The sequence below is a fragment of the Pseudomonas sp. 22189 genome, from assembly GCF_052045635.1.
Classification (GTDB): Bacteria; Pseudomonadota; Gammaproteobacteria; order Pseudomonadales; family Pseudomonadaceae; genus Aquipseudomonas; species Aquipseudomonas parakoreensis.
The window spans coordinates 23,750-35,656 of the sequence record NZ_JBQEPG010000023.1; the positions used below are offsets into that span (position 1 = coordinate 23,750).

The 11,907-nt window shown below is 60.4% G+C and carries 11 protein-coding genes and 1 riboswitch; of the genes, 6 read left to right on the top strand and 5 right to left on the bottom strand.

Going from position 1 to position 11,907, the window contains the following annotated elements:
• The first annotated feature begins 52 nt into the window (after positions 1-52).
• Entirely contained in the window at positions 53-1,678 is a 1,626-nt protein-coding gene (locus tag ACTJKS_RS21715; protein ID WP_108182080.1) for a methyl-accepting chemotaxis protein, read from the top strand.
• A gap of 187 nt (positions 1,679-1,865) precedes the next feature.
• Here ACTJKS_RS21715 and ACTJKS_RS21720 read toward each other — a convergent pair whose 3' ends face one another.
• The 3 genes from ACTJKS_RS21720 to purM are packed head-to-tail and all read right to left on the bottom strand — an operon-like array spanning position 1,866 to position 4,296.
• Positions 1,866-2,579: a DUF3108 domain-containing protein gene (locus ACTJKS_RS21720; RefSeq protein ID WP_041074363.1), complete on the bottom strand. Its 714-nt coding sequence runs from the start codon at positions 2,577-2,579 to the stop codon at positions 1,866-1,868.
• Between the two features lie 8 nt (positions 2,580-2,587).
• On the bottom strand, positions 2,588-3,238 hold the full coding sequence (gene purN / locus ACTJKS_RS21725) for a phosphoribosylglycinamide formyltransferase (RefSeq protein ID WP_041074361.1): 651 nt from the start codon (positions 3,236-3,238) through the stop codon (positions 2,588-2,590).
• Positions 3,238-4,296 (bottom strand): phosphoribosylformylglycinamidine cyclo-ligase, encoded by a 1,059-nt coding sequence (gene purM, locus ACTJKS_RS21730; protein ID WP_041074359.1) that lies wholly within the window; start codon positions 4,294-4,296, stop codon positions 3,238-3,240. Before purM ends, purN begins: the two co-directional genes overlap by 1 nt.
• A gap of 374 nt (positions 4,297-4,670) precedes the next feature.
• Here purM and ACTJKS_RS21735 point away from each other — a divergent pair, with 374 nt between their 5' ends.
• The 5 genes from ACTJKS_RS21735 (at position 4,671) to ACTJKS_RS21755 (ending at position 9,349) form a co-directional block, all read left to right on the top strand.
• On the top strand, positions 4,671-5,723 hold the full coding sequence (locus tag ACTJKS_RS21735) for a DUF2066 domain-containing protein (protein WP_108182082.1): 1,053 nt from the start codon (positions 4,671-4,673) through the stop codon (positions 5,721-5,723).
• Positions 5,724-5,754: 31 nt separating this feature from the next.
• Positions 5,755-6,828: an AI-2E family transporter gene (locus ACTJKS_RS21740; protein WP_041074356.1), complete on the top strand. Its 1,074-nt coding sequence runs from the start codon at positions 5,755-5,757 to the stop codon at positions 6,826-6,828.
• A gap of 219 nt (positions 6,829-7,047) precedes the next feature.
• The gene (gene hda, locus ACTJKS_RS21745) at positions 7,048-7,752 is read left to right on the top strand and encodes a DnaA regulatory inactivator Hda (RefSeq protein ID WP_025111852.1); all 705 of its coding nucleotides are present in this window, start codon (positions 7,048-7,050) and stop codon (positions 7,750-7,752) included.
• A gap of 225 nt (positions 7,753-7,977) precedes the next feature.
• Complete coding sequence (locus ACTJKS_RS21750) at positions 7,978-8,592, top strand: C40 family peptidase (RefSeq protein ID WP_108182083.1); 615 nt, start codon at positions 7,978-7,980, stop codon at positions 8,590-8,592.
• Positions 8,593-8,812: 220 nt separating this feature from the next.
• Positions 8,813-9,349: a C40 family peptidase gene (locus tag ACTJKS_RS21755; protein ID WP_034156233.1), complete on the top strand. Its 537-nt coding sequence runs from the start codon at positions 8,813-8,815 to the stop codon at positions 9,347-9,349.
• Positions 9,350-9,481: 132 nt separating this feature from the next.
• Here ACTJKS_RS21755 and ACTJKS_RS21760 read toward each other — a convergent pair whose 3' ends face one another.
• Both ACTJKS_RS21760 and ACTJKS_RS21765 read right to left on the bottom strand, forming a co-directional pair.
• Positions 9,482-10,795 (bottom strand): PQQ-dependent sugar dehydrogenase, encoded by a 1,314-nt coding sequence (locus ACTJKS_RS21760; RefSeq protein WP_108182084.1) that lies wholly within the window; start codon positions 10,793-10,795, stop codon positions 9,482-9,484.
• 66 nt (positions 10,796-10,861) lie between these two features.
• Positions 10,862-11,446: a hypothetical protein gene (locus ACTJKS_RS21765; RefSeq protein ID WP_041074348.1), complete on the bottom strand. Its 585-nt coding sequence runs from the start codon at positions 11,444-11,446 to the stop codon at positions 10,862-10,864.
• Between the two features lie 164 nt (positions 11,447-11,610).
• A riboswitch (cobalamin riboswitch) is annotated at positions 11,611-11,841 on the top strand.
• The last annotated feature ends 66 nt before the right edge of the window (positions 11,842-11,907 follow it).

The window sequence follows — 11,907 nt, forward strand, 5'->3', positions numbered from 1 at the left end:
TAGAGCAACCAGCTGCAGGGTTGATGCAGCGCTTTTGGAAGGAACCAGAGTAATGAGCATCCGTAGTCTCAATATTGCGCCGCGTGCCGGCCTGGGTTTTGGTGTGTTGGCCTTGATGGTGTTTGCCTTGGGGGCGTTCGCCCTGCTGCAAATGTCGAACATGCGCGCCCAGTCGGATGAGGTCGACAACAACTGGCTGCCGAGCGTGATGGCGGTCGGCGAGATGAGTCAGGACATGCTGCGCCTGCGTGCGCTGACCATGCGTCTGTTGCTCAATCGGGATCCGCAGGCGCTGGCGCAGAATGTCGCCAAGCTCAATGACCTGCGCGGTGTACTGAGCGAAGCCCAGCAACGCTATGACGTGTTGATCGTGCTGCCCGAAGAGCGCAAGTTGTTCGACCGCTTCAAGGTCGCCGAGCACCAATATCTGGAGTTTCAGGCGCAGGTCATGCAGTTGTCCGCGCAGAATCGGGTGGAGGAGGCGGCGGCCATTCTCAACGGTGAGATGAGCCCCTTGGCCGACGACATGGCGGTCACCCTCAAAGAGTTGGTCGAGCTGAACAAGCACAACGCCAACCTTGCCACCGAAGCGGCGCGCCTGGTCTTCATCAATTCGCGGGTCTGGGTCGGCGTGATGATCGGCATCACTGCGCTGATCACCATCGGTCTGGCGCTGTTGCTGACCCGCAGCATCGTCTTGCCTCTGACGCAGTCGCTGGGCGTGGCGGAAGTGGTGGCCGGTGGCGATCTGACGGGCGATATCAATATCTCCGGCAAGGACGAACCGGCGCGGCTGCTGCAGGCGCTGAAAAGCATGCAGCACAACCTGCGCGACACCATCCGGCAGATTTCCGAGTCGTCCAGTCAGTTGGCTTCGGCTTCGGAGGAGCTGAGTTGTGTCACCGAAGACGCCACACGTGGGCTGCACCAGCAGAGCCTGGAGATTGAACAGGCCGCCACGGCGGTCAATCAGATGACGGCTGCCGTTGAGGAAGTGGCGAGCAATGCGGTGGCGACGTCCGAGGCGTCACGCGAGTCTGATCGCATCGCCCAGCGTGGTCGCGAGCAGGTCCGGCAGACCGTGACATCAATCGAATCCCTGGCAGATGACGTCACGTCGAATGCCACGCAGGTGGAGGACCTGGCGCAGAAGGTTCACGGCATCAGCAAGGTGCTGGATGTGATCCGCTCGATTGCCGAGCAGACCAACCTGCTCGCGCTAAACGCTGCGATCGAGGCGGCGCGGGCCGGCGATGCCGGTCGCGGCTTCGCGGTGGTGGCCGATGAGGTGCGGGCGCTGGCCCATCGCACCCAGCAATCGACCCAGGAAATCGAACAGATGATCGGCGGTATCCAGCAGGGCACCGATTCGGCGGTCAATTCGATGCAGCAGAGCAGCCTTCGCGCCAATTCAACGCTGGAACTGGCGAAGGCGGCGGGTGAGGCGCTGGAAGAAATCGCCTCGGCGTTCACCTTGATCAACGAGCGCAACCTGGTGATCGCCAGCGCCTCGGAGGAGCAGGCGGCAGTGGCGCGGGAGGTGGACCGCAATCTGATGAATATTCGCGATCTGGCGACGCAGACTTCTGCCGGGGCTAATCAGACCAGTGCGGCGAGCCAGGAGTTGTCGCGGCTGGCGGTGGATTTGAACAATATGGTGGCCAAATTTTCGGTCTGATCTGACCGCTGAAGATCGAGCTGAACCCTGTGGGAGCGAGCCTGCTCGCGAAAGCGGTGTATCAACCACAAACNCTGAACTGACGCTTTCGCGAGCAGGCTCGCTCCCACAGGGGATATGTGTCGTCGCGAAAACTGCAGGCATAAAAAAGCCCCGCATCTGCGGGGCTTTTTGTTGTAGCGGCGGATCAGCTGCCTTTAACGGTTTTGCCGTTGACCGTGCCGTCCTGGAGCATGATGTTGTACTCCTTGCCGTCGGTTTCAACCTGTTGCAGGCGGACCAGCAGGTAATCCCAATCCTTGGCGAACCACAGCACGGTGGTGCGCTTGCTTTGTGTCGGATCGCGCACGCGCTCGACCTTGATTGCATCGATCTTGCCGGCCTTGGTGTCGACTTTCTCGGCACCCAGTACACGGAAGTCATAGGTATCGACTTCACCGTCATCGACCACCTGGTAGCTCATGGTCTTCTTGCCGGAGGCGACGTCGTGTTGCAGCGCCAGTTGATAGGTCGACTTGTCGACCATGCCACGGTTCAGCGGGATCTTCACTGCGTCGCCACGGTCGGTGCCGGTGACCATCTTGCTGTTCCAGTCGAAGTCCAGATCAGCCTTTTTCGCTTTGCCCAGACCGCCACGTTCGAAGTGGTAGGACTGCGGCAGCAGGGTGTCCTTGTCCAGGGTCAGGGTGCTTTCTTCAGTCAGGCTGGCGATCATCATCGACGCCTTGAAGCTGAGTTTCCAGACGCCGTTGGCTTCCTTGGTCAGGCTGCGTTCGGCGGTGCCACTCATGGGCAACTGTTTCCAGTCGGCAGTGTAGCTGGCGGAGAACGGTTGAAGGTCTGCCGCCTGCGCGAAGGGCAGGGCGAGCAGAGCGCAAGCGAAGAGCAGGGCGCGACGCATAAAATCTCCTAGTGTCGAATCAAGTGGCCGCTGGCCGCGAGTAACTGGCCATCCAGTAAAGCACCTTGCTCACCGAGTGCCAGTCGGCCTTCGGCAAACCAGCGTACAGCCATCGGGTAGATCAGGTGTTCCTGGACATGCACTCGCTGCGCAAGTGTCTGCGGCGTGTCGTGCAACTCTACCGGTATTACTGCCTGTACGACCAGTGGTCCACCATCGAGTTCCTCGGTGACGAAGTGCACGGAGCAGCCGTGTTCCGCGTCGCCGGCCTCGAGCGCGCGCTGATGAGTGTGTAACCCTTTGTATTTGGGCAGCAGCGACGGGTGGATATTGAGCAGACGACCCTGGTAGTGGCGCACGAAATCAGCGCTGAGAATGCGCATGAAGCCGGCCAGCACCACGAGTTTCGGTTTGAATTCGTCGATCAGTTCGATCAGGGCTGCATCGAAGGCCTCGCGACCTTCGAAGGCCTTGTGATCCAGCGAGCGGGTGGCGATACCCGCGTCACTGGCGCGTTGCAGGCCGTAGGCGTCGGCGCGGTTGGAAATCACCGCGGCGATGCGGACCGGGCTGTCGCCGGTCCGCGTGCTGTCGATCAGAGCCTGCAAGTTACTGCCGGTGCCGGACAACAGCACCACGACATCACAGGTCTGGGACATCAGTGAGCCTTGAGGTTTTTCAGCTCGACTTGAGCAGCGCCTTCGGCAGCGGCAGCGATCTGGCCGATGACCCAAGGCTGCTCGCCGGCATCACGCAGGGTGTTCAGGGTCACTTCAACGTGCTCCTGAGCCACGCAGATGACCATGCCAACGCCGCAGTTCAGTACGCGGTGCATCTCGGTCTCGTCAACGTTGCCTTTCTCTTGCAGCCAGTCGAAGACCGCCGGGCGAGTCCAGCTGGCCACGTCAACCACGGCCTGAGCGCCTTTTGGCAGAACGCGCGGGATGTTGTCCAGCAGACCGCCACCGGTGATGTGGGCCATGGCCTTGACTGCGCCGGTGTCCTTGATCAGCTTGAGCAGCGGCTTCACGTAGATGCGGGTCGGGGCCATCAGCAGGTCGGTCAGCGGTTTGCCGTCGAGCTGAACGGTTTCGATGTCGGCGCCGGACACTTCGATGATCTTGCGGATCAGCGAGTAGCCGTTGGAGTGCGGGCCGGACGATGGCAGGGCGATCAGCGCGTCACCGGTGGCCACTTTCGAACCGTCGATGATGTCGGCTTTTTCCACGACACCGACGCAGAAGCCGGCCAGGTCGTAGTCTTCGCCTTCGTACATGCCAGGCATTTCAGCGGTTTCGCCGCCAACCAGAGAGCAGCCAGCCAGTTCGCAGCCTGCACCGATACCGGTGACCACGGTGGCAGCTACGTCGACGTTCAGCTTGCCGGTGGCGTAGTAGTCGAGGAAGAACAGCGGTTCTGCGCCGCACACCACCAGATCGTTGACGCACATGGCGACCAGGTCCTGGCCGATGCTGTCGTGCTTGTTCAGGTTCAGCGCCAGGCGCAGCTTGGTGCCAACGCCATCGGTGCCGGAAACCAGCACAGGCTGCTTGTAGCCGGCCGGGATCTCGCAGAGGGCGCCGAAACCGCCCAGGCCGCCCATGACTTCCGGGCGCGCAGTGCGCTTGGCGACGCTCTTGATGCGTTCGACCAATGCTTCACCGGCGTCGATGTCTACACCGGCGTCCTTGTAGCTCAGGGAGGGTTGCTTGCTCATGATCCAGGCCTTTAGGGGAGGGGATTCAGGGGTAACGACCGAGTTCAGCGGGAACATCGAAATCGAGAGGGCGATGGCCTTACGCGAATTTCGGGGTGCCCGGCTGTTGCCGGTCTGCGAAGGCGCGCGATTTTATCAGGCTTGAGGGGCAGCGGCCATCCTCGCGCCGACGGGCAGGGGCATAATCAGCGGAAATTTTTTGCAATTGTGCCGGGTGGCTGCCTGTATAAGGTGTACCGATTAACCGTCTATCGTTATCCCTGTGCAAAAACTTACCGCCGCCGTGTGAATGTTTTGCGATGGCAGATTGTCACAGCCTTGCTTAACCGGTTCACGCGGCCTGTTCCAGCCGCTCCTGTCGACGGGAATTTTCCATGCGTTTTTGTAAATTGTTGGTTGTGGGTTTTTTGTCCGTGGTCAGCCTGGCGAGTCATGCCGAAAACCTCAGAGGTCTCTATCAAGTGCGTCAGCCGGTCAGCAGCCAGGCGCCGGAAGAGCGCGATCGCGCCACGCAGGCGGCGCTGGATACGCTCGTATTGCGCCTGACCGGCGACCCGAAGGCTGTGCAGAATCCAGGACTGGCGACGATTCGCAAAGACCCGCAGCAGATCATCAGTCAGTTCGGTTTTGATGCCGGGCCACCGGAAGTGCTGAAAGTCGATTTCGACCCGGCCACCACTGAGCAGGCGCTGCGTCGTGCGGGATTGTCGTTGTGGGGCGCGAGCCGGCCGTCGATCCTGAGTTGGTGGCTGAACGATTCGACTGAAGGTTCGAGCCTGGTCGGTGACGGTCAGGCAGCGGCGGCACCACTGCGTGCGGCGGCTCAGCATCGTGGTTTGCCCTTGCGTTTGCCGCTGGCTGATTTGAGTGAGCAACTGGTGGCCACCGCGCCAGTGCTGGATGGCACCGATCCCGCACCATTGCGCGGCGCTTCGGAGCGTTACGGTGCGGATGCCTTGCTGGCGGTGCATGCGCACGAAGAGGGTGGGCAGTGGCAGGCCAAGTGGCATCTGTGGCTGGGCGATCAGAAAGAGGCCGGCAGCGTGCAGGGTGCCGATCAGGCTGGCGTGGCCGATGCGGTAATGCTGGCGGTAGCGGAGCGTCTGGCGCCGCGATTTGTCGCCAAGCCTGGTGCTTCGGGCCAACAGACCCTGGAAGTGCAGGGCATGAATCTTGAGCATTACGCCACACTGCTGCGGTTACTCGAACCGTTTGGTGTGCGTCTGCAAAGTGTCGATGGTGATCGCATCGTGTATCGGGTCAACGGCAGTGCCGATCAGTTGCGCGCGCAGTTGTCGTTAGCGAAGTTGCAGGAGCTGCCGGCTGAAGCGCCGGCGCCCGTGCCGGCGCCACAACCGGCTGTTGTCGGTGCAGCGCCGGTTGCCGCGCCGGCCCCTGCGGCATCGTCGTTGCGGTTTCGCTGGTAAGTCTTTCCTTATATAGAAGCAGGAGTGATACATGGCCGATACGCGGCGTTGGTTCTGGCTCGGTGGGGTGGTCCTGCTTTGCGCGTTTGTCTGGTTGCTGCACCCGATCCTCACGCCGTTTCTGGTGGCGCTGCTGCTGGCGTACCTGTTCGATCCGCTGGTGGATCGCCTTGAACGACTCGGACTGTCCCGCACCTGGGGCGTGATCGCGGTGTTTGCCTTGTTCACCCTGATTGTCACCACGTTGTTGCTGGTGTTGGTACCGATGCTCGCCAAGCAGTTGTTGCGCTTGTACGAACTGGCACCGCAGATGCTCGATTGGCTGCAGCACACGGCGCTGCCGTGGGCGCAGTCGAAACTGGGCCTGTCGGACGGTTTCTGGAAGTTCGACAAGGTCAAGGCTGCAATCAGTGAACACATGGGGCAAACCACTGACATCGTCGGTGTGGTGCTGAGTCAGGCCACGGCTTCAAGCCTGGCGCTGATCGGCTGGCTGGCGAATCTGGTGTTGATTCCGGTGGTGAGTTTCTACCTGCTGCGTGACTGGGATGTGATGATGGCCAAGATCCGCAGCCTGCTGCCCCGTGACCGTGAAGAAACCATCGTCTCGCTCGCGGGTGAGTGCCACGAGGTGCTCGGCGCGTTCGTGCGCGGGCAGTTGCTGGTGATGCTGGCGCTGGGCGTGATTTACGCAGCGGGTCTGATGATCGTTGGGCTGGAACTGGGGCTGTTGATCGGCCTGATCGCCGGTCTGGCGGCCATCGTGCCGTACATGGGCTTTGTCATCGGCATTGGCGCGGCGCTGATTGCCGGCTTGTTCCAGTTCGGTGGTGATCTGTATCCGATGATCGGAATCGTGGCGGTGTTCATGGTCGGGCAGGCGCTCGAAGGCATGGTGCTGACGCCTTTGCTGGTGGGTGACCGGATCGGTCTGCATCCGGTGGCGGTGATTTTCGCGATTCTGGCCGGCGGCGAGCTGTTCGGCTTTACCGGTGTGCTGCTGGCATTGCCGGTGGCGGCGGTGATCATGGTGCTGGTGCGTCACGTGCACGATTTGTACAAGGACTCGGATATTTACAGCGGGACCGATGAGCCCGAGTTGTAATCCGATCACGGGCGGCCCGGCATTGTGCCGGGTTGGCCCGGGTTTTGCGGCGGGTTCGTTCGATACCGCGTCAGAGAAACTGTCATAAAACCAGCGTGTTAACGCAAACCTTTGATTTTGCTTGGGGTCTGTCGCATTGTGCGCTCAGCTTCACGGGTATAAACTTCGCAAACATTACACAGAGGCCACTAACGGTTCCTTGAGAACTGTTCAGTCAGCATGAAACCGATTCAGCTGCCCCTAGGTGTGCGTCTGCGTGACGACGCCACCTTCATCAACTACTACCCAGGCGCCAATGCCGCTGCACTCGGCTATGTCGAGCGCCTATGCGAAGCCGACGCCGGTTGGACCGAAAGCCTGATCTACCTGTGGGGCAAGCACGGGGTAGGGCGTACGCATCTGTTGCAGGCGGCTTGCCTGCGCTTTGAGCAGATGGGTGAGCCGGCGGTGTACCTGCCGCTGGCCGAATTGATGGATCGCGGTATCGAAATCCTCGACAACCTTGAGCAGTACGAACTGGTCTGCCTGGATGACTTGCAGGTGATTGCCGGCAAGCCGGACTGGGAAGAGGCGATGTTTCATCTGTTCAACCGCTTGCGTGACAGCGGTCGGCGTTTGCTGATTGCCGCTTCAACCTCGCCACGCGAGCTGCCGGTGAAACTGGCTGACCTCAAATCGCGCCTGACGCTGGCGCTGATCTTCCAGATGCGCCCGCTTTCCGATGAAGACAAATTGCGTGCCCTGCAATTGCGTGCTTCGCGTCGCGGCCTGCACCTGACCGATGAAGTCGGACACTTTATTCTGACCCGCGGCACCCGCAGCATGAGTGCACTGTTCGACCTGCTCGAACAGCTGGATCAGGCCTCGTTGCAGGCGCAACGCAAGCTGACAATTCCGTTCCTGAAAGAGACCCTCGGTTGGTAGTCAGCCCTTGAAATACGAGGCTTTCAGCACGTTTCGACATATTTCAGGCGCCAGAAAATCCGCGTTTCCGCAACGTATGCAGACCGCGTATCGAGTCAAATGGGCTTAAGCGCTTAGATGTAAACGAGAAACCGGGAAGTCACAAAAAGATCGATTGAATTTGCAAATGAGGCCGATAGCGGGCATAGTCTCGGCTTCTTTACAACTTCAGCCACGGTCGTGCCCATGCTAAATCGCTTCGCACCCCTCGTGCCTCTCGCACTCGTCACCCTGTTGTTCGGTTGCGCTGCTCATTCTCCAGTTCAAGAGCAGCCTCAGCAGGTTAAAAATTCTGCCACTGCCCAGTCTTCCGTTACTTACCAGGAAGAGCTGGACACCGAAAAAGAACTCTCGGACTTCAACAAGAAGCCGTACGAGCTCCCGGTTCTGGCCGACAGTATCCTTGAACGCGGCATGTCCCTGATCGGTACCCGTTACCGTTTCGGCGGCACCTCTGAAGCCGGTTTCGACTGCAGCGGTTTCATCGGTTACCTGTTCCGCGAAGAGGCCGGCATGAATCTGCCGCGCTCCACCCGTGAAATGATCAACGTGGATGCGCCTCTGGTCTCGCGCGGCAACCTTGAGCCGGGCGATCTGCTGTTCTTCGCCACCAACGGTCGTCGCGGTCGTGTAAGCCACGCCGGGATCTACCTGGGTGACAATCAGTTCATCCACTCCAGCAGTCGTCGCAGCGGCGGTGTTCGCATCGACAGCCTGGGTGACAGCTACTGGAGCAAGACCTTCATCGAAGCCAAACGCGCGCTCGCGATGGCTCCGACCGTGGTCACCGCTCGCAAGTAATTCCCCCGTTGTCGCCACGTCCGTGGCGACAAGAACGGTGCCCGGCAAGGGAGTAGACCTAGACTTTACAAGGTGAAGTTAAAGTCTTACTTGAAGTTTGCCGCGTAGCCGCTAGAATCCTGTATCTATATTGATGGCAAACCGCCTGCGTGCTCCGCAGGCGGTTTTGTTTCTGTCCATTCGGCAGAGAAAGCCGCAGCCAGATCAGGATGTTCTGCTTATGACGATGTCGGCCCGCCTCACATTGATTTTCTTCGCAGCGCTGCTCAGCGCCTGCGCCAGCCGCACCCCGCCGCCTGCGCCCGTGGTACGCGCTCCGGTGGTGTTCGGGCCCTCCCAAGCTTTTTCGCCCGCTGCTGAAGACGTGCTGTTTCGCGCGCTGGGCCTGGTTGGCACGCCCTATCGCTGGGGCGGCAACACGCCAGACTCCGGGTTTGATTGCAGCGGTCTGATAGGTTTCGTCTACCGCGATGCCGCCGGCATCTCCCTGCCGCGCTCCACCCGCGAGATGATCGTGATGCAGGCGCCGAATGTGGGCAAGGAAGGGTTGCAGACCGGCGACCTGATCTTCTTCGCCACCAACGGCGGCTCTCAGGTCAGCCATGCGGGGATCTACGTGGGGGAAGGTCGCTTCGTGCATGCGCCAGCAACCGGCGGCACAGTGAAGCTGGACAGCCTGTCGAAGGCGTATTGGCAGAAGGCGTATCTGAGTGCCAAGCGGGTGTTGCAGCCGGAGCATCTGGCGCATAACCCGTAGTAAAAATAGCAGCCATTCCAATGTGGGAGCGAGCCTGCTCGCGAAAGCGGTGTATCAGTCAACCCAATGGAGGCTGACACTACGCATTCGCGAGCAGGCTCGCTCCCACAGTTGTTTCAGGTCAGGCAAAAGTTACTTGGCGGACGAAACCCGCCAAACCTTGTTCCCCACATCATCCGCCACCAGCAAACCACCTTGCTGGTCGATTGCCACGCCTACCGGGCGGCCCAAAGCGTTCTCGTCCTTGTCGAGGAAACCGGTCAGCACATCCACCGGTGCTCCGTTCGGCTTGCCGGCGGCGAATGGTACGAAAATCACCTTATAGCCACTGTGCGGTTTGCGGTTCCACGAGCCGTGTTGACCGATGAACGCGCCTTCCTTGAACTGCGCCGGCAGGCTGTTGCCTTCGGCGAAGGTCAGGCCCAGCGAGGCAGTGTGCGGGCCGACGGCGTAGTCCGGAGCGATGGCCTTGGCCACCAGATCCAGATTCTGCGGCTTCACCCGCACATCCACGTGCTGGCCGTAATAGCTGAAAGGCCAGCCATAGAAGCCACCGTCCTTGACCGAGGTGATGTAGTCCGGCACCAGGTCGCTGCCGATTTCGTCACGTTCGTTGACTGCTGTCCACAGCGCGCCTGTGGTGGGTTCCCACGCCAGACCGTTGGGGTTACGAATGCCCGAGGCGAAGATCCGGTGATTGCCGGTGGCGCGATCCACTTCCCAGATCGCGGCGCGACCTTCCTCTTTATCCAGACCATTCTCGCCGACGTTGCTGTTCGAGCCGACGGTGACATACAGCTTGCTGCCGTCCTTGCTGGCGATGACGTTCTTGGTCCAGTGATGGTTCAGCGTACCGCCAGGCAGATCGGTGACTTTGATCGGCTGGGTCTTGATCTCGGTCGCGCCGAATTCGTAGTGAAAGCGCAGCAGGCGATCGGTGTCAGCGACGTACAAATCGTTACCGACCAGGGTCATGCCAAACGGCGAATTGAGATTTTGAAGAAACACCGTGCGGGTCTCGGCCACGCCGTCGTGATCGGCGTCGCGCAACAAGGTGATGCGGTTCGGGCTTGGCACGCCGGCACCGGCTTTGCCCATGACTTTCTTCATCACCCAGCCGCGAATACCACTGCTGTCATCCGGCTTGGGCGGCGCGTTGGTTTCCGCCACCAATACGTCACCGTTGGGCAGCACGTAGAGCCAGCGTGGGTGATCGAGGCCTTCGGCAAATGCAGCCACTTGCGTACCGGCTGCGGCGGTCGGTTTGCCACCTGCAGGCCAGCCGACCGCTGGGGCGATGTTCACCGTCGGGATCAGGGTTTTGTTCGGTTCAGGCAGTTTCGGTGACGGACCGGTGCCGTCGGAAACCTGCAGGCTGGAGGATTCACCGCAGGCGGCGAGCCCTCCGGCGAGAGCGATGACGAGAGCGAGTCGGGTTTTGCGCATTGCTGATCTTCCCTATGAATGCATGCTTAATCATAGAGGAGCTTGCGCACCCGATGGTTCAACCGCTCAACCGCGGGCCTCTTTGAACAGCACGGCGATGCCCGGATGATAGTTGCCCGCTTCGCTGCGCAACTTGCGGTAGGCGTAGGGGAAATACCAGGCCACGGCGCAGCAGTGTTCCTTTTGCAGGTCGTCGACCATGTCCTGCAGTTCTTCGGGGCTGGCACTGTGCTGGGCCTTCTGCGGGGCGACGAACAGACAGCCGAGTTTGAGGTCACTGGCGAAGCTGATGCGTTTGGCATCGCTGGTGATGTCCAGCAGGGCCTGAGTCAGGTTGAGGTTGTTGACCCGCGGCCAGCGCTGGGTGGCCTGAAGGTAGGCGCGGTCTTCGGCCCCGGCGATGAACAGGTCGGCGCGGGCATTGCGCTCGCCATCCTCGTTCTGCTTGCGGGTGGTGGTATCGCAGAGGGTAACCAACTCGGCCATCCATGCCGCAGCGGAGAGCAAGCCGAGATTGGCTTTCTCGTCATGCCAGTAGGGTGTGTCGTTGTCACCGCGTACCGCGTTGTAACGGTCAATACAGTCAAACCAGCGTTCAAGCACCGGGCGCAGGAATTCCAGGCGCGGGTTGCTGATGATCATGCCTTGCATCGTCATCATCCTTATTGTTGTGGTGTGCTTTTTCAATCAAAAGCATGGCTCTTTGATATCACTTGTCTCAGTGTGGCACAAGATTGGCGTCAGATAATTGATCGGCGGCAGTTATTCGCCCGACGGCCCCCTCTTTAATTGACGCTCCATCCCCAACCCTCTAACCTTCGCGGCTTGTTTCAGGTGCTCTGTGACGCGTGTCGACAGAGTGAAACAGGGAAGCCGGTGAGGGTTGTCTTCAGGTGAAAGACGATCACGATCCCGGCGCTGCCCCCGCAACGGTAAATGAGTGAAAACTGCGCATTGAGCCACTGTGTCGACCGACGCGGGAAGGCGCGCAGTCAGGCGATTCGCCGCTCATGAGCCCGGAGACCGGCCTGATCCATCCAGCGGCATCACGGTGGGCGATGCCAGGCTTTTTGCCGTCTGTTCTTGTGCCTGCCCGCCGTTATCCAGCCTCA

Coding starts and splice junctions, on each gene's coding strand:
- ACTJKS_RS21750 (WP_108182083.1), top strand. CDS start 7,978: ATGCTAAATCGCTTCGCACCCCTCGTGCCTCTCGCACTCGTCACCCTG.
- purN (WP_041074361.1), bottom strand. CDS start 3,238: ATGTCCCAGACCTGTGATGTCGTGGTGCTGTTGTCCGGCACCGGCAGT.
- ACTJKS_RS21715 (WP_108182080.1), top strand. CDS start 53: ATGAGCATCCGTAGTCTCAATATTGCGCCGCGTGCCGGCCTGGGTTTT.
- ACTJKS_RS21755 (WP_034156233.1), top strand. CDS start 8,813: ATGACGATGTCGGCCCGCCTCACATTGATTTTCTTCGCAGCGCTGCTC.
- ACTJKS_RS21735 (WP_108182082.1), top strand. CDS start 4,671: ATGCGTTTTTGTAAATTGTTGGTTGTGGGTTTTTTGTCCGTGGTCAGC.
- hda (WP_025111852.1), top strand. CDS start 7,048: ATGAAACCGATTCAGCTGCCCCTAGGTGTGCGTCTGCGTGACGACGCC.
- ACTJKS_RS21765 (WP_041074348.1), bottom strand. CDS start 11,446: ATGCAAGGCATGATCATCAGCAACCCGCGCCTGGAATTCCTGCGCCCG.
- ACTJKS_RS21760 (WP_108182084.1), bottom strand. CDS start 10,795: ATGCGCAAAACCCGACTCGCTCTCGTCATCGCTCTCGCCGGAGGGCTC.
- ACTJKS_RS21740 (WP_041074356.1), top strand. CDS start 5,755: ATGGCCGATACGCGGCGTTGGTTCTGGCTCGGTGGGGTGGTCCTGCTT.
- ACTJKS_RS21720 (WP_041074363.1), bottom strand. CDS start 2,579: ATGCGTCGCGCCCTGCTCTTCGCTTGCGCTCTGCTCGCCCTGCCCTTC.
- purM (WP_041074359.1), bottom strand. CDS start 4,296: ATGAGCAAGCAACCCTCCCTGAGCTACAAGGACGCCGGTGTAGACATC.